The 15,978-nt window shown below is 70.6% G+C and carries 16 protein-coding genes; 6 read left to right on the top strand and 10 right to left on the bottom strand.

Features of this window, described 5'->3' with window-relative positions; genetic code table 11:
* Position 1: 1 nt before the first annotated feature.
* From PCA76_RS20330 to PCA76_RS20360, 7 genes are read right to left on the bottom strand one after another with little or no spacing between them, the layout of a single operon-like run.
* Positions 2-844 carry an amidohydrolase family protein gene (locus PCA76_RS20330; RefSeq protein ID WP_272612048.1) on the bottom strand — a complete coding sequence of 281 codons (843 nt, stop codon included), beginning with the start codon at positions 842-844 and terminating at the stop codon, positions 2-4.
* Positions 841-1,818, bottom strand: a complete 978-nt coding sequence (locus PCA76_RS20335; protein WP_272612049.1) for an aldo/keto reductase — start codon at positions 1,816-1,818, stop codon at positions 841-843. Before PCA76_RS20335 ends, PCA76_RS20330 begins: the two co-directional genes overlap by 4 nt.
* Positions 1,815-3,347, bottom strand: a complete 1,533-nt coding sequence (locus tag PCA76_RS20340) for a sugar ABC transporter ATP-binding protein (protein ID WP_272612050.1) — start codon at positions 3,345-3,347, stop codon at positions 1,815-1,817. The genes PCA76_RS20335 and PCA76_RS20340 overlap by 4 nt, the downstream gene beginning before the upstream one ends.
* Entirely contained in the window at positions 3,344-4,294 is a 951-nt protein-coding gene (locus PCA76_RS20345; protein ID WP_272612051.1) for an ABC transporter permease, read from the bottom strand. The genes PCA76_RS20340 and PCA76_RS20345 overlap by 4 nt, the downstream gene beginning before the upstream one ends.
* Positions 4,291-5,364, bottom strand: coding sequence for an ABC transporter permease (locus tag PCA76_RS20350; RefSeq protein ID WP_272612052.1), 1,074 nt, complete (start codon positions 5,362-5,364; stop codon positions 4,291-4,293). The genes PCA76_RS20345 and PCA76_RS20350 overlap by 4 nt, the downstream gene beginning before the upstream one ends.
* On the bottom strand, positions 5,361-6,449 hold the full coding sequence (locus PCA76_RS20355) for a mandelate racemase/muconate lactonizing enzyme family protein (RefSeq protein WP_272612053.1): 1,089 nt from the start codon (positions 6,447-6,449) through the stop codon (positions 5,361-5,363). Before PCA76_RS20355 ends, PCA76_RS20350 begins: the two co-directional genes overlap by 4 nt.
* Positions 6,449-7,498: a sugar ABC transporter substrate-binding protein gene (locus tag PCA76_RS20360; protein ID WP_272612054.1), complete on the bottom strand. Its 1,050-nt coding sequence runs from the start codon at positions 7,496-7,498 to the stop codon at positions 6,449-6,451. Before PCA76_RS20360 ends, PCA76_RS20355 begins: the two co-directional genes overlap by 1 nt.
* Before the next feature lie 130 nt (positions 7,499-7,628).
* Here PCA76_RS20360 and PCA76_RS20365 point away from each other — a divergent pair, with 130 nt between their 5' ends.
* From PCA76_RS20365 to PCA76_RS20385, 5 genes are all read left to right on the top strand, one after another.
* The gene (locus PCA76_RS20365) at positions 7,629-8,348 is read left to right on the top strand and encodes a GntR family transcriptional regulator (RefSeq protein ID WP_272612055.1); all 720 of its coding nucleotides are present in this window, start codon (positions 7,629-7,631) and stop codon (positions 8,346-8,348) included.
* 29 nt (positions 8,349-8,377) lie between these two features.
* Entirely contained in the window at positions 8,378-9,088 is a 711-nt protein-coding gene (locus tag PCA76_RS20370; protein ID WP_272612056.1) for a (Fe-S)-binding protein, read from the top strand.
* On the top strand, positions 9,085-10,560 hold the full coding sequence (locus PCA76_RS20375) for a LutB/LldF family L-lactate oxidation iron-sulfur protein (protein WP_442930146.1): 1,476 nt from the start codon (positions 9,085-9,087) through the stop codon (positions 10,558-10,560). The genes PCA76_RS20370 and PCA76_RS20375 overlap by 4 nt, the downstream gene beginning before the upstream one ends.
* Positions 10,557-11,174: a LutC/YkgG family protein gene (locus tag PCA76_RS20380; RefSeq protein ID WP_272612057.1), complete on the top strand. Its 618-nt coding sequence runs from the start codon at positions 10,557-10,559 to the stop codon at positions 11,172-11,174. The genes PCA76_RS20375 and PCA76_RS20380 overlap by 4 nt, the downstream gene beginning before the upstream one ends.
* A 198-nt stretch (positions 11,175-11,372) precedes the next feature.
* A complete protein-coding gene (locus PCA76_RS20385; protein ID WP_272612058.1) occupies positions 11,373-11,732 on the top strand; it encodes a DoxX family protein in 360 nt (119 codons plus the stop codon).
* A gap of 24 nt (positions 11,733-11,756) precedes the next feature.
* Here the strand turns inward: PCA76_RS20385 and PCA76_RS20390 are convergent, their stop codons facing one another.
* Both PCA76_RS20390 and PCA76_RS20395 read right to left on the bottom strand, forming a co-directional pair.
* Complete coding sequence (locus PCA76_RS20390) at positions 11,757-12,890, bottom strand: cupin domain-containing protein (RefSeq protein ID WP_272612059.1); 1,134 nt, start codon at positions 12,888-12,890, stop codon at positions 11,757-11,759.
* A 13-nt stretch (positions 12,891-12,903) separates the two neighbouring features.
* Complete coding sequence (locus tag PCA76_RS20395) at positions 12,904-13,170, bottom strand: hypothetical protein (protein ID WP_272612061.1); 267 nt, start codon at positions 13,168-13,170, stop codon at positions 12,904-12,906.
* 198 nt (positions 13,171-13,368) lie between these two features.
* On the opposite strand from PCA76_RS20395, the gene PCA76_RS20400 reads away from it, so the two are divergent.
* Positions 13,369-14,847 carry a helix-turn-helix transcriptional regulator gene (locus tag PCA76_RS20400; RefSeq protein ID WP_272612062.1) on the top strand — a complete coding sequence of 493 codons (1,479 nt, stop codon included), beginning with the start codon at positions 13,369-13,371 and terminating at the stop codon, positions 14,845-14,847.
* Positions 14,848-14,863: 16 nt separating this feature from the next.
* On the opposite strand, the gene PCA76_RS20405 is transcribed toward PCA76_RS20400, so the two are convergent.
* Positions 14,864-15,874: an aldo/keto reductase gene (locus PCA76_RS20405; protein ID WP_272612063.1), complete on the bottom strand. Its 1,011-nt coding sequence runs from the start codon at positions 15,872-15,874 to the stop codon at positions 14,864-14,866.
* Positions 15,875-15,978: the final 104 nt, after the last annotated feature.

Below are 15,978 nucleotides of genomic sequence, written 5' to 3' on the forward strand. Positions count from 1 at the left end.
CTCACGAACCAACCTCCAGTGCATAGGTACGAATTGCGGTGCCGGCCAGGACCGCGGTTCGCTCGTCGGGCGACAGCTCACCCAGACAGGCGTCGAGCGCTGCCCACGCCTCGGCGTAGGAGGCGACGAGGTCGCAGACGGGCCAGTCCGAGCCGGCCATCAGCCGGTGCGGGCCGAACAACTCCAGCGCGGTGTCGACGTACGGCCGGATGTCGGCCACCCGCCACCCGGGGCCGGCCTCGGTGAGCAGCCCGGAGAGCTTCGCGACGACGTTGTCGCAGCCCGCCAGGTCGCGTACCGCCGTGCGCCACTCGGCGAGGCCGGTGGCGGCGATCCTGGGCTTGCCCAGGTGGTCGAGGACGAAGGTGGTGCCCGGCGTGGCCCGCGCCGCCTCGGCGCAGGCGGGCAGTTGTCCGACGTGGACGACCAGGTCGACGGTGAGGCCGGCGGCCCCGATCGCCACCAGGGCGGCGCGCACGTCGGGGCGAGCCAGGTGCCCGGGGTCGACGACGCCCTGTACCTGGTCGCGGATGCCGACCAGCTTCGTGGCGCCGGGCAGGTCGCGGTAGCCGGCGAGGGTGGCGGCGATGGCCGGGTCGGTGAGCGACGCCCAACCAACCACACCGGCGATCCGGGCGGTAGCAGCGGCGAGAGCCAGAAACTCGGCGGTCTCGGCGGCGTCGCAGCGGCCGGCCTCGACCAGCAGGGTCGCCGTCACGCCGGCCTCGTCGAGCCGGGGTACGAGGTCGGCGACGGTGTAGTCGCGCCGGATCGACTCCAGGCCCGGTGCGGCGAGCCAGGGGTAGTCAGCGGTCCACAGGTGGTGGTGCGCGTCGATGATCACGGTGTCGGCACCTCGCCCGACAGCAGGCCCTCGGCCTTGAGCTCGGCCCACAGCGCACCGGGCACGTCCCACTCGAACATCGCCACGTTGTCGGCGATCTGCTGCGGGTCGCGGGCGCCGATCACCACGCTGGCGACCGCCGGATGGCCGAGCGGGAACTGGATCGCCGCGGCCCGCAGCGGCACGCCGTGCCGCTCGCAGACCGCCCGGATCGCCGTGGCGCGTTGGACCAGCTCCCGGTCGGCCGGGGCGTAGTCGTAGTGGGCGCCCGGCCTCGGGTCGGCCAGGAGGCCCGAGTTGTAGACCCCGGCGGCGAGGACGGAGATTCCCTTCTCCTGGCACACCGGCAGCAGTTCGTCGAGGCCGGACTGGTCGAGCAGGGTGTACCGGCCAGCGAGCATGAAGCAGTCGAAGTCGCCGGCGTGGGCCAACTCGACAAGTGCGGGGGCCTGGTTCATCCCGGCGCTGACCGCGCCGATCTCGCCGGCTTCCCGCAGCTGGGCCAGCGCCGGGTACGCCCCGGCGACCGCCTCGGCGAGGTGGTCGTCCGGGTCGTGGATGTGTGCGATGTCGATCCGGTCCAGCCCCAACCGGGCCAGGCTCTCCGCATGGGAGCGGCGCACCCCGGCGGCGGAGAAGTCGAACTGCGGCGCGAGGTCGGTCGGCTCGGCCCAGAACTCCTGCCCGTCACCACCGCCGGGGACGAGCAGCCGCCCCACCTTGGTGGAGAGGGCGAACTCGGTGCGCGGCTTGTCGGCGAGGACCGCTCCGGCCCGCCGCTCGGAGAGGCCGCAGCCGTAGAGCGGGGCGGTGTCGAAGTAGCGCAGCCCGAGGTCCCAGGCCGCCTCGACGGTGGCGTGGGCGACCTCGTCGCCGACGGCGGTGAAGAGGCCACCGATCGGGGCCAGCCCGAGGCCGAGCCGGGTCACCGCCACGTCGGTACGCCCCAGCGTCACCTGTTCGGTGGCCTTCACGCCGCGACCCCCTGCCCGTCGTGGATGAACCGGATCACCGACTGGCTCATCCGGTCGTAGTCGTGGTCGTTGTCCAGCTCACCCACGATGGCGAACTCCCGCATCACCGCGATCCGGTCGGTGAGGGTGACCATCTCCGGCAGGTCCGACGAGATCAGCAGGATGGCCATGCCCCGCGCGGCAAGGCCCGCGATCAACTCGTGGAACGCCGCCTTGGTGCGGACGTCGATGCCGACGGTGGGTTCGTCGATGATCAGGACGTCGCAGTCGGCGGCCAGCCACTTGGCCAGGCTGACCTTCTGCTGGTTGCCGCCGGAGAGCTGGCCGGCGAGTTGGTCGGGCGAGGCGAGGCGGATGCCCAGCCGATCGACGTACTCGTCGACCAGCACCCGCTCCGCCCGGTCGCGGACAAGTCCCAGCCGGGCCAGCCGGCGCCACACCGTCACCGCGGTGTTGCGGGCGACGGTCTGGTCGAGGAAGAGCCCCTCCTCCTTGCGGTTCTCGGTGACGTATCCGATCCGGTAGCGGTGCAGGGCGTCGCCCACGTCCCGGATCCGGGCTGGGCGCCCGTGCACCCGCACCTCACCGGCGGTGATCCGGTCGAGGCCGAGGAGCGCCTTGGCCAGCTCACTGCGGCCGGCGCCGACCAGCCCGTACAGGCCGACGATCTCGCCCGGGCGTACGGCGAGGCTGACGTCGTGGTGGCCGGCGCCGGTGGAGACGTGATCGAGCGCCAGCGCCGGTTCGGCGTCCGCCGTTACGGTGCGGGCGGCAAGGTGCACCTGCTGGTACGCCCGGCCGACCATCAGGTCGACGATCTGCTCGCGGCTGTGGTCGGCGAGGGACTCCGCCTCGGCGACGCTGCGCCCGTCACGCAGCACGGTCACCGTGTCGGCGACCGCGAAGACCTCTTCCAGTTTGTGGCTGACCAGCACGGTGGAGTGACCCCGTTCCGACAGCCGACGCACGATGCCGTAGAGCCGGTCGGCCTCGTCGTTGGTCAGCGACGCGGTCGGCTCGTCGAGCAACAGCACGGTCGAGTCGGCCGACAACGCCTTGGCGATCTCCACCAACTGCATCTGGGCCACCGACAGCCGCGACACCGGCAGGTCGGGGTCCAGGTCGAGGTCGAGCAGGTCGAGGCAACGGCGGGCCTCGGTGCGCAGCGCCGCCCGGTCGAGCAGGCCGGCGCGCCGGGGCAGATGTTGCAGGCAGATGTTCTCCGCGACGGTGAACGCCGGAATCAGGTTGCGCTCCTGGTGGACCACACCGATGCCGGCCCGCTGGGCGTCCTGCGGGTTGCCGAGCTGCACCGTGCGCGGCTGCCCGTCCGGCCCGAGCAGTCGCAGCTGCCCACCGTCCGGCCGGTACACCCCGGTCAGGATCTTGATCAGGGTGCTCTTGCCGGCGCCGTTCTCGCCGAGCAGCGCGTGCACGCTGCCGGCGGTCAGGGTCAGCGTCGCCTCGTCCAGGGCACGCACCCCGGGGAACGTCTTGACCAGCTTCTCCGCGGACAGCACGACGCTCATCGCCTACCTCCGGAGAGCTTGTCGCGGAACTGACCCAGCAGGACCGCGCCGAGGACGACCGCCCCGATGATGAGGTCCACCCACCGCCGGTTGATGTCGAACTGCGACTGGCTCACGTCGACAAGCCGCACCAGGAATGCCGCGAGCACCGTGCCGGTCACGCTGATCATGCCGCCGGCCAGGGCCACTCCCCCGATGATCGGCGCGGCGAAGCTGGGCAGCAGCAGGTCGTCGCCGATCGAGGCGTTCACCGAGCCGAAGGCGGCCACCACGATCACGGCGGCGAAGCCGGCCAGCAGGCCCGACAGGGTGTGGGCCAGCACCAGCGCCCGGTCGTTGGAGATGCCCGACAACCGCGCGGCGAACGGGTTGCCGCCGGAGGCGAGCAGGTGCCGCCCGGGCACCGTACGCCGGAAGAACAGTGCCGTCGCAACGGCGATCGCGACCGCCAGCAGGAACACCACGGGTACGCCGGCCAGAGATGCCTGCCCGAGTTCCCGCAGCCCGGGCGAGTAGCCCTGGTAGGTGCCCGTGCCGTTCACCCCGTACCGCAGCCCTTCGAGGATCGTCATGGTGGCGAGGGTGACGATGAAACCGTTTATTCGAGTGAAGATCACCAGCAGACCGTTGACCAGCCCGACGACGGCGCCGAGGGCCAGCGCGGCGAGCACAGCGACCGGGGCGGGGAGCCCGGCGTCGATCATCAGCCATCCTGAGGCCACCGCGCAGAACCCGGTGAGCACCCCCACCGAGAGGTTCATCTGACCGACGGCGAGCACCACCATCTGGGCCAGGCCGATGACGATCGGCAGGGCGAGGAAGCGCAGGAACGCGTCGAGGGTGCCGGCGGTGAGCAGGTTGAAGTCGGTGGCGACCGCGAGCGCGGCGAACCCGAGAGCCGCGATCACCGCGAGGGTGAACTCGTTGGTCCGGACGAGGCTCCTCATGATGACGACACCGCCCTTCGCTCGGCGATCACGGCCCGAAGCCGGTCCAGCGACAGCGCCGCGAGCAAAACCAGTCCGATGTAGAGCTTCAGCTCCTCCAGGGAGAACTGCAGCAGGTTGAGGCCCTTGTAGATGACCTGGGTGAGGGTTGCGCCGAGCGCGGTGCCGAGGACGCTGACCGCGCCACCGGCGAGCAGTGTGCCGCCCAGCACCGGGGCCAGGAACGACGGCAGCAGGAACGACTCACCGATGCTGGCGGAGAATGCCCCGTTGTTGGCGGCGAGCAGGAAGCCGGCCAGCGCGGCGAGCAGCCCGCTCAACGCGTGTGCGGCGACGACTCGGCGGTGCGTGGGGATGCCGGACAGCTTCGCGGCAAGCGTGTTGGAGCCGGTCATGAGGATCTCCCGGCCCAGCCGGGCATGCCGGAACAGCAGCCCGACGCCGAGCGCCGCAACCACCGCGATCGGCACGACAAGCGGGATCCGGGGTCCACAGACCTCCCCCATGCAGTAGTCGGCGAAGGTGTCGAAGCGCAGGGCGGACAGCCCGCTGGGCTGCACCGCGAACGCCACCCCGCCGGTGGCCCACGTGTAGAGGATCGTGACCAGGCCCAGCAGCCCGAAGTCGAGCGCGAGGGTCACCACGAAGCTGTTCACGCCGGTCTTGGCGATGAGTAGGCCGGCGAGCGCGCCGATGCCCGCCCCGACGACGAGACCCACGAGCAGACCGACCAGCAGTGGCAGGCCGAGCCGGTCGTAGACCAGGCCCATCGCGAAGGTGGACAGCGCGGCCATCCGGCCGACGGCCATGTTCATGTGCCCGAGCGAGAGCACGGCGAGCTGGGCGAGACCGACCACGACGTACACGCTGATGTCGGCCTGTAGCGGTGCGAGGGTGAGGCGGGGGTCGAGGAACGCGGGGGTCAGCGACGAGAAGAGGACGACCAGCGCGGCGATGACGATGAGCAGGCCGAGTCGGGGGTTCGCCCAGACCGGCAGGGCCCTGGTCGGGGGCCTCGGATCGCCGGCCGGCGGCGCCGCTGGCGCCTCCGGCGCTGTTTCCGTCTTCACGCCACCCTCCTGTCCTCGATCGCGTCGCGGTCCCAGTCGATCCCGAGGCCGGGCTCGTCCGGGGCGACCGCATGGCCGTCGACGATGGCGATCTCGGTCCGGGTGATCGCGCGCAGTTGCGGGATGTGCTCGACGTAGCGACTGTTCGGCACGGCCGCGCAGAGGCTCACGTGCAGTTCCATGAGGAAGTGCGGGCAGACCACCACGTTGCAGGCCTCGGCCAGGTGCGCGACCTTGAGCCACGGGGTGATGCCACCGATCCGCGCGACGTCGACCTGGACGATTCCGGCGGCCTGGCGACGCAGGTACTCGGCGAACTGGCCGATCGAGTACATCGACTCCCCGACGGCGATCGGGATGCTCGTCGCACGGGCGAGCAGCTCGTGCCCGGCGACGTCGTCGGCCGGCAACGGCTCCTCGAACCAGGCGAGCTGGTGCGGTTCGAGGAGCCGGGCTCGGCTGATCGCCTCGGCGGCGGTCAGTGACTGGTTGGCGTCGACCATCACGTCGAAGCGGTCGCCGAGGGCCGCCCGCACCGCACCGATCCGGGCGGCGTCCTCGGCCGCGTTCGGCTTACCCACCTTGAGCTTGACGCCGCGCCAGCCGGCCTCCTGGGACGCCTTCGCACCGGCGACTAGCTCATCTTCGGTGAGGTGCAGCCAGCCACCCTCCGTGTCGTACAGCGGGATCCGCTCCTTGGCGCCGCCGGCGAGCACCCACAGGGGCAGGCCGGCGGCTCGGGCGCGCAGATCCCACAACGCGGTGTCGACCGCGGCGAGGGCCAGCGAGGTGACAGCACCGACGGCGGTGGCACGGGTGGCGGCATGCAGGTCGCGCCACACCGCTTCCACCCGGCTCGCGTCGCGGCCGACCAGGTGTGGCAGCAGGTAGTCGCGCAGCAGCGCGAGCACCGCGGTGCCACCGGTCCCGATCGTGTACGAGTAACCCGTGCCGTGCCCGCCGTCGGCCGTCCGCACCTCGACGAAGACCGTTTCCTGCTTCAGGAACGCCTGTATCGCGTCGGTGCGGACGGTCTCGACGGGAATGTCGACGAGGTAGGCCTCAGCCTCCGTGATCTTCGACATCAGCTGCACTTGAGGAGATCGCCGTCGAACTTCTTCTTCAGCTCCTCGGTGGTCGCGGTGCGGTCGGCCTCGTAGCCCTCCAGGTTGTCCTTGGTCACCACGAACGAGCCGGAGTCGATCGTGACCCCGGGCGTGGCGATCGTGCAGCCGCCGCTGAGCTTCATGAGGGCGTACGAGCCGACCCGGGCCTGGCCGACCGGGTTCTGCAGGATGGTGGCGGACACCGACCCGCCGCGCAGTCCGTCGAGGACCGCCGGGTCGTCGTCGATGGCGATGACCTTGATGGGCAGCTTCGACTGGCGCACGCCCTCGGCGGAGGCGACCGCCGGGTTGTAGGCGGTGTTCACGATCGCCTGGATCTGACGACCCTTGGCGGCGAGGAGGTCGGCCACGGCCTTCTGGGCGCTCTGCAGGTCCTTGTCGATGTCGGTGACGCTCTGGATCAGCACCACCTTGCCGCCGGTCTCTCCGACCGCCTTCTCCACGCCCTTGATCCGGCGCTGGGTGTTGGAGTCGACCTTGTTTCCGGTCAGGTGGACCAGGTTGCCCTGACCGCCCATCGCGTCGATGGCGGCCTTGGCGCCCTTGTACGCGGCGACCTCCACGTCGGTGGAGAGGCAGAAGTCGGCCTTGTTGGCCCCAGCCGGGCAGGATGCCAGGGAGGCGACGGGGAAGCCCTGCCGCTTGAGGTCCTCGAAGGTGGAGTTGATGTTGTCCGGTGAGACGCCGAAGACCCCGAAGGCGTTGTAACCCTGTGCGGCCAGGGACTTGAGCACGTCGTTCTGCTTGGTCTGATCCCAGCCGGCCGTCTCGTTGAAGGTCACGTCGCCGAGGGCGAACTCCGACTTGGCCTTGGTCCCGGCGTCCTTCCAGGGCTGGAAGTAGGGGTGCGAGCCGCCGGGCACGAGCGCGACCTTGACCTGCGCTGGTTCCCGACCGCCGGCTTCGGTGTCGGTGTCGGCGCTCTTCTTGGTGCAGGCCACGGTGGTCGTGGCGAGGGCCAGGACGGTGAGGCCCGAGCCGATCCGGGACAGCATTCTGCGCGACATGTTCGTCTCCTCGGGGGTGGTGGTGGTGAGACGGCGGCGGGGGGAGGGGAACCTATTTCCTATAGGATATTGCTTTGCTAGTGTGTACTCGCTCAGACCGGCACAGTCAAGGGGTTGTTGAGGAGACGAGATGGCCCAGCAGGAAGCTCGCGAGGGCCGACTCCGTCCCGCCCGACGACTCACCCTCAGCGAGGATGTCTACGAGTCGATAAAGACGCTGGTCATGGACCACATCCTGCCGCCCGGCGAGCGGGTCAACATCGACGCTCTCGCCCGGGAGCTCGACGTCTCCCCCACCCCGGTGCGCGAGGCCCTCGCCCGACTGGAAGCCGACGGCCTGGTCCGCAAACGCCCGCTGTCCGGCTACACCACCACGCCGCTGCTGAGCCGCGCCGAGTTCGACGACCTGTTCGACGTCCGCCTGGTGTTGGAGGGCGCGACCGCCGGCCGGGCCGCCGCACACGCGTCCGCTGAGGCGCGGCAACGCATCAGCGCCGAGGCGTCGGCGCGCATCGACGTGGAGGCCGGCGACGGATACCGTCGACACGCCGCCTTCACCGCACTGGACGCGAAATTCCATGACCTGATCGCCGAGGTCGCCGGCAGCCCACTGCTCCGCGACAGCATCACGCGACTGCACTCGCACCTGCACCTGCACCGGCTGTACTTTCCGGTCGCCGGCGCCCCGGACACCAACACCGAGCACCAGCGCATCGCCGCCGCCATCGTGGCCGGCGACTCCTCGGCCGCCACCGAGGCGATGCGCTCCCACCTGACCGCCGCCCGGGAGCGCCACCTGCCCGCCTTCGACCAGCTTCCCGCGCCCGGAGCACCGCACGACTCGGCGTGACCCGCCCCCGACACATCCGAGGAGCCGCCATGCGGATCGCCCTCTTCATCACCTGCGTCAACGACCTCGCATACCCGGGCACCGGCATCGCGGTCACCCGCATCCTGCGGCGGCTCGGCCACACCGTCGACTTTCCCACCGACCAGACCTGTTGCGGGCAGATGCACGCCAACACGGGTTACCGGGCCGAGGCGATGCCGATGGTGCGCAACTACGTCGACGTCTTCGACGAGTACGACGCCATCGTCGCGCCGTCCGGATCGTGCACGGCGATGATCCGCGACCAGTACCCACGCCTGCACCCGCCCGCCGCGCCGGTGGCCGCCCGCACCTACGAGCTGTCCGAGTTGCTCGTCGACGTCCTCGGTGTCACCGACGTCGGTGCCGAGTTCCCGGAAACGGTCACCTACCACCCCACCTGCCATGGCCTGCGAATGCTGCGACTGGGCGACCGGCCGCTGAAGCTGCTGCGCCAGGTTCGCGGGATCCAGCTGGTCGAGCTCGGCGACGCCGAGGAGTGCTGCGGCTTCGGCGGCACGTTCGCCCTGAAGAACCCGGACGTCTCCACGGCGATGCTCACCGACAAGTGCGCCCGGGTCCGCGACACCGGGGCACGGGTGCTCGCCGCCGCCGACAACTCCTGCCTGGCACACATCGGGGGCGGCCTGGACCGCCACCGGTCGGGCGTGCGGGCCGTGCACTACGCCGAGATCCTCGCCGCGACGGGGGCCACCTCGTGAACCGTCCCGGCGTCGACCGGTCCGGCACTGGCGCGTCGGCCGCGCCGGCCACCGGAGGCGGGCGGATTCGCACGCCGCTGCCCTTTCCCACCGCAGCCGCGCCGGCCGTCGCCGACACACAACTGCGGGCCAACCTGCACCGGGCCACCCGCACCATCCGTGGCAAGCGCGCGCGGGTCGTCGACGAGGTACCCGACTGGGAGGCTCTTCGTGACGCCGGCGCCGCGATCAAGGCGGACGTCCAACGCCGGTTGCCTGAGCTGCTGGAGCAGTTCGAGGCGTCCGCCACCGCTGCCGGCGCCACCGTGCACTGGGCCCGCGACGCCGCCGAGGCCTGCCGGATCGTGGTCGAGTTGACCCGGGCCGCCGGGGCCGACGAGGTCGTCAAGGTCAAGTCGATGGCAACCCAGGAGATCGAGCTCAACGAGGCCCTGGAAGCAGCCGGCATCGCCGCGTACGAGACCGACCTCGCGGAGCTGATCGTGCAGCTCGGCGACGACACCCCCTCGCACATCCTGGTGCCGGCGATCCACTACAACCGGGCACAGATCCGGGAGATCTTCCACCGTCGCATGCCCGACGCGCCGGCCGACCTCAGCGACGAACCGTCCGCGCTGGCCGAGGCGGCACGCGCCCATCTGCGACGACGTTTCCTCTCGGCCCGGGTCGCCGTCTCCGGCGCCAACTTCGCCATCGCCGACACCGGCACCCTGGTGGTCGTGGAGTCCGAAGGCAACGGGCGGATGTGCCTCACCCTCCCGGAGACGCTGATCAGCGTCGTCGGCGTCGAGAAGCTGCTGCCGACCTTCACCGACCTGGAGGTCTTCCTGCAACTGTTGCCGCGATCCTCGACCGGTGAGCGGATGAACCCGTACACCTCGATGTGGACCGGCGTCACCCCCGGGGACGGCCCCCAGTCCGTGCACGTCGTCCTTGTCGACAATGGCCGGTCCGCGGTGCTCGCCGACCCGGTCGGGCGGCCGACGCTCTCCTGCATCCGCTGCTCCGCGTGCCTCAACGTCTGCCCGGTGTACGAGCGGGCCGGCGGGCACGCGTACGGATCGGTGTATCCGGGTCCGATCGGCGCGATCCTGTCACCCCAGCTGACCGGCGTGGCCGACAACGCTTCCCTGCCGTACGCGTCGACCCTCTGCGGCGCCTGCTACGACGTGTGTCCGGTAAAGATCAATATTCCGGAGATCCTGGTCCATCTACGCCAGCAGGCACCGCATCCGCTGGCTGAACGGGCCACCATGCGCGTCCTGTCGTGGGTCATGCGGAGCCCTCGGCGATGGGCCGCCGCCCTGCGCCTGGCCCGGGCCGGCGCGGGTCCTCTCGGCGCGTACCGCGAACGGCGCACCGGCGCTCGTACGCTGCGCCGGCTGCCCTGGCCCGCCTCGGCGTGGACCCGCTCCCGAGACCTACCGCTGCCCGCGCCGCAGACCTTCCGTGAATGGTGGGACCAGCAGTGACCGCACGTGACGAGATCCTGGCGCGGCTCCGGACGGCCCTGGCCGACAACCCGCCGCCGGTGGAGGTGCCTCGCCAGTACCGCCAGGTCGATGATCGCCCCGACCTGGTCGAGATCCTCATCGACCGGTTGGAGGACTACCGGGCGGTCGTCCACCGTGGCCTCGGCGCGCTTCCCGCGCTGTTGGCGAAGGTCGGCCGGCTCGCCGTTCCCACCGACATCCCCGCCGAGTGGCTGGCCGGCTACACCGGGCAGGTGCACCGCGACGCTCCCCCGCTGTCGTCGGCCGACCTCGACGGCCTGGACGCGGTCCTGACCGGCTGCGCCGTGGCGGTCGCCGACACGGGCACCATCATCCTCGACGCCGGCCCGGCGCAGGGGCGGCGGGCACTCACCCTGGTGCCCGACCGGCACATCTGCGTCGTCCGCAGCGACCAGGTCGTCGGCCTGTTGCCGGAGGCGCTGACCCGGCTGGACCCGCGCACGCCACAGACCTGGATCTCAGGTCCGTCCGCGACCAGCGACATCGAGCTCAACCGGGTTGAGGGAGTGCACGGCCCTCGCAGGCTGGAAGTCGTCCTGGTCGGTCTGGACGACGATCCCAGGGGACGCTAGCCGGTCGACTCGACCCGCACGGCCCGCCGCCGCCGCCGTCGCCACGACGCGAGCAGTTCGTTGATCAACTGAGCGCCGCCGGAACTCTTCCTCTGGTGCGGCCGACCAGCCCGGACGCCATACCCGTCATCGAAGGCATGGATCGGTCACACCCCGCAGCGCCAGCTCGTCCTTGTAGCACCTACCAAGGAGAGCCTCATGTTCGTCGCTTACGTCACGGTCACCATCCTCGCGGCGGTCTTCACCGGAGTCGCCGCCGTCACCTACCTGATCGGCCACGACTATCCGAAGGCACAGGTGGACATGAAGCGCCTGCCCCGGTCCTGGGTGCCGGTGTTGGGGACGTTGCTGGCAGCCGGCTCGTTGGGGCTGCTGGCCGGGTTCGCCGTGCCGCTGCTGGGCACCCTCGCCGCCGCTGGCCTCGTGCTGTACTTCGTCGGCGCGCTCGTCGCGCACCTGCGCGTCGGTTCCCGCCAGCTCGTGGGATGGGCCGTGTTCTTCGCCACCGCGGTGGCCGCGCTGGCCGTGAACCTGGGCTACCACTCGGATGCGTGGTGAGGCTGGGTGAATCCGCCGCCGGGGTCAGACCACGGTTTGTTTGGTGGTCGGCAACGCGTCGACGATCGACTTCTGCACGTTGATCGTGTCCGCGATGATCTCGTGTGGCGTGTTGGCCATCCACTGCATCACCGAGATGTCCTCGAAGCGGGGATGCCGGAACATCTCCAGGAACACCAGCGGCTCGTCGCCGGTGTTCTCGATGTAGTGGCCGTACGCGAAGGGGACGTAGCCCACGTCGCCCGCCTGGAAGTCGAACGTCCGGGCGGCGGCCTGAGCCGCGAAGACGCCCATCCGCCCGGTGCCGGAGATGTAGTACTGCCACTCGTCGGTGGTGGGATGCCAGTGCAGCTCGCGCAGTCCCCCGGGCTCGACCTCGACGAGGGCGGCGGCGGTGGTCACGGACGCGGCGAAGTTGGTCGAGTCCGTGACCCGGACCGTTCCACCCCGGAAACGCTGCGGGGTCTGGGCGGTCATCCGGTGTTTGAAGCTTCGCGGGATGTCACCGGTGGGGCTGATCACCCGGTCCTGTTGCAGGGGCGGCGGGACGTCGCCCTGGAAGATGTACTTCTCCCGCTCGGGCAGGTTCTCCATCTGTTCCATCGTCCAGCCGAAGTTCTTCGCGAGGACGTGCCGAGGCGTGTGTGCGAAGAAGTCGCTGAGCAGGAACGTGTTGTTCTCCGAGAAGGCGCCGTCGTTGAAGACCAGCAGGAACTGGGCGCCGTCGTCCAGCGCCTGGATGTTGTGCGGCACGCCCTGCGGAAAGAACCACAGATCGCCCTCTCTCACGTCCTCGATGAAGTTGCGCCCCTCATGGTCGACGGCGCTGATCCGGCAACTGCCGCTCAGCATGTACGCCCACTCCGACTGTTGGTGCCAGTGAATCTCCCGGTACGCGCCTGGCTCCAGGCCGAACTGGACGCCGGCCAGCTGACTGGCGATCGGCAGATCGCGGCTGGTGACCTCCCGGGTCCAGCCGCCCTTCTCCACCCGGGTGTGCGCCTGGGAGAACGAGAACTTGAGGTTGGGCACGAGCCGGCTGTCCGTCGTCGGCGGCACCAGAAGATCGGGGTTCTGCCGCTCAAGCTCGATGTTGCGGCCCGCGAAGGGCGGTGCGCCCTGGTCGCCGCGTCGCGGCTGGGGATCGCTGTTCGCCATGATCGCTGTCTCCTCACTCCGGTGGGATCGGATGTGGCGCGGGAACGGACCTGCCCCGCAGGCGTAGCCGGGACGACAACCCCAGCAGGGTGCGCACCCCGGGCCAGCCGTACTGGACCGCTATCGCGGCGGGAATCGCCACCGCCGTCGCCATCAGCACCACGCGGATCCACCGCGGAGCGTGTCCACCCGCCCCGGTGCTGGCGAACAGGACGAAGACCAGCAGTACGACCCGGAGCCGGCGCAGGCCGGGAAGTGGTGACGACGTCGAGTGGGCCATACCTTCGATGATCGGGGGCGGGCCAGCGCCGTCGCATCACGTGATCGCGCCATTGCGGCGCGTCAGAACCCGGACGGCAGGCGCATTCGGCGCAATCCCGCCGGTTCGTCGATCTGCTCGCTCGCCCCAGCCACCATGGCTAGGCTCGGTCGCAGGACGGCCTTTCGACGCGCCGGGTAACCACCGGGGAGAACGCCATTGTCCGAATCATCCTTCAACGCCGGAACGCTCCAAACTGACGACATCGCCGCCGACGCCGACGCCGAGCAACGACGGCATCGGCTGTTCACCACGGCGGAGCCCTCGGTCGCCCTCGCCGGTCTTCGAGAGGCGCTGGACCAGCGACTGGACGCCCGGAGCCGAAGCACTCTGCTCGCCATGGTCGCCACGATCGCGGCCCGCACGGGACACCCGGACGCCGATGCCCTGCTCCGCGACGCGGGCACCGCGCACGCCACGTCCGGTGACCATTCCTCCGCCCGCCACCTCGCCCTCGGCCGGGCGGCTCGCTCGTTGTCGCACGGGGATCTGCCAGGCGCGCACGCCGTGCTGGCAGCCCTGGACCCCGACGCCTGGGTGGCACGCCAGGACGCCACGTCCATCCGGGCTGAACGAATCCTGGTGCAGCTGGGCCTGGCTCGGCACCAGGACGCGCGGACCGCGATCTGCCAGGCGTCCGACGACACGGCGCCGCCCGACACCCCGGTCAGCAGCAGGCTGACCGCCCTGGACTGCCTGCGGATGGTCGCGGTGGGCGAGCTGCCCGAGGCCGCCGCGCTGGCTGTCACGACGCTCAACTCAGGCTCGGCGGACATCAGCCCGGAGGTGCGCGCCCTCCTTGTCGCGGTGATCGCCGAGGTCCGCTACCGCCAGGGAGAACACGATGCCGCGCGCGCCGCCCTCCGCACGTGCCTTGCGGAGAGACAATGGCCCGACAGTACGATGTGGACGCCCGCCTTCTGTGTCGCAGTCCGCGACCCGGCAATCAGTGAGCCAGCGAGCCTCCTCACCAGAGTCGTCGCCGACCTGCACCGGTCGGTCCGATCGCTCCTGCCCGTGCCGCAGTTCGGCCCCCGACTGGTGCGCGCGGCGGTGGCCGCTGGCGACACCCGGGCCGCCCGTCGGGTCACCGAACTGGTCGAGCTGGTGGCCACGCGCACCCCGGTCCCGCTGTGGCACGCACTCGCCAACCAGACCAGAGGGCTGCTCGATCGTGACCCGGACGCGCTCCGGTCGGCGGTCGACGGCTTGCGCACCACCGCCGCACGGCCGGCTCTGGCCGACGCGTTGCTCGACCTCGCGAACAACCGACGGCTGCGGCCCGCCCAGGCGTGGGATGCCGCGCACGAAGCGGCTGCCCTCTACGCCCGGATCGGCGCCCCTGGCGACCAGGCGATAGCCGACCGGCGATGCGTCGAACTCGCTGCCACCCCGCACCACCGGCCGTCGATCGGCGAGCCGCTCCGCACCGGCATCGAGGCGCTCACCCCCGCCGAGGAGCGGGTGGCCGAGATGCTCGCCGCCGGTGCCACGAAGAAGGAGGCGGCCGGGAGCCTCTTCGTCTCCTTCCACACGGTGGACACGCAGCTCCGATCCATCTACCACAAGCTGGGCATCCACAATCGGATGCAGTTGGTGCGGGCCTGGGACCGGTACAAGGCGATAATCAGCCGATGACCGAGCCGACCGAGGGTCACTTCTCGCTGTCGAGGTTGGCCATCATCGCCGTCGCGTACCGCTCGCCGGAGGCGGCACCGGCCGGCACGGCCCGCTCGATCTCGTCCAGCGCGGCGCGGTCCAGCACCAGGTCCACGGCGGCCAGCGACTCGGCCAGCCGATCCCGGCGACGCGCGCCGACCAGCGGCACGATCTGCTCGCCCTGCGCCGCCACCCAGGCGATCGCCACCTGGCTCGTGGTGGCCCCCAGCCGCTGTGCGACCCGGCCGAGCGCGTCCACGAGGCGCAGGTTCGCGGCCAGGTGCTCGCCCTGGAACCGTGGGCTGTTCGCCCGGAAGTCCGTGCCGGTCAGCTCGCGGTCCGCCGACCAGTGCCCGCTCAGCAGACCTCGCGACAGCACCCCGTAGGCGGTCAACCCGATGCCCAGTTCCCGCAACGCCGGCAGAATCGTGGCCTCCGGGCCACGGGACAGCAGCGAGTATTCGATCTGGACGTCACTGATCGGTGCCACCGCCGCCGCGCGACGGATGGTGTCCGCGCTCACCTCGGAGAGCCCGATGTGCCGGATGTAGCCGGCCTGCTGCATCTCGAGCAGTGCCCCGACAGTTTCTTCCACCGGCACCTGCGGGTTCAGCCGCGATGGCCGGTAGATGTCGATGTAGTCGGTACCCAACCGCCGCAGCGAGTACGCGAGCCGGTCCTTCACCGCCACCGCCGACACGTCGTACGGTGCGGCCTGGAACCCGCCGTCCGGCGTCCGGCGCGAGCCGAACTTCACGCTGACCACGACCTCGTCCCGGCGACGCTCCCGCAGCGCCCGGCCGATCAGCATCTCGTTGTGACCCGACCCGTAGAAGTCCCCGGTGTCGATGAGGTTCACGCCGGCATCGATGGCCGTGTGCAGTGTCGCGATGCTCTCGGCCTCGTCCGCCGGCCCGTACAGGTCCGACATGCCCATCGCGCCGAGCCCGATGATCGACACCTCCGGCCCGGAGGCACCCAACCGTCGCCGTCGTAGATCCGTCATGTCTGTCGTCTCCTCCGGTCGTCGTCGCGGTGGCTCGCTGTGGCGGGACACTGCTGTGTACGCTGTGTCCATATAACCAGCATGAAGACGCCGTGTCCATATAA

The organism is Micromonospora sp. LH3U1, from assembly GCF_028475105.1.
Taxonomy (GTDB): Bacteria; Actinomycetota; Actinomycetes; order Mycobacteriales; family Micromonosporaceae; genus Micromonospora.

Coding starts and splice junctions, on each gene's coding strand:
- PCA76_RS20370 (WP_272612056.1), top strand. CDS start 8,378: ATGCGGATCGCCCTCTTCATCACCTGCGTCAACGACCTCGCATACCCG.
- PCA76_RS20345 (WP_272612051.1), bottom strand. CDS start 4,294: ATGAGGAGCCTCGTCCGGACCAACGAGTTCACCCTCGCGGTGATCGCG.
- PCA76_RS20405 (WP_272612063.1), bottom strand. CDS start 15,874: ATGACGGATCTACGACGGCGACGGTTGGGTGCCTCCGGGCCGGAGGTG.
- PCA76_RS20385 (WP_272612058.1), top strand. CDS start 11,373: ATGTTCGTCGCTTACGTCACGGTCACCATCCTCGCGGCGGTCTTCACC.
- PCA76_RS20365 (WP_272612055.1), top strand. CDS start 7,629: ATGGCCCAGCAGGAAGCTCGCGAGGGCCGACTCCGTCCCGCCCGACGA.
- PCA76_RS20340 (WP_272612050.1), bottom strand. CDS start 3,347: ATGAGCGTCGTGCTGTCCGCGGAGAAGCTGGTCAAGACGTTCCCCGGG.
- PCA76_RS20355 (WP_272612053.1), bottom strand. CDS start 6,449: ATGTCGAAGATCACGGAGGCTGAGGCCTACCTCGTCGACATTCCCGTC.
- PCA76_RS20390 (WP_272612059.1), bottom strand. CDS start 12,890: ATGGCGAACAGCGATCCCCAGCCGCGACGCGGCGACCAGGGCGCACCG.
- PCA76_RS20395 (WP_272612061.1), bottom strand. CDS start 13,170: ATGGCCCACTCGACGTCGTCACCACTTCCCGGCCTGCGCCGGCTCCGG.
- PCA76_RS20360 (WP_272612054.1), bottom strand. CDS start 7,498: ATGTCGCGCAGAATGCTGTCCCGGATCGGCTCGGGCCTCACCGTCCTG.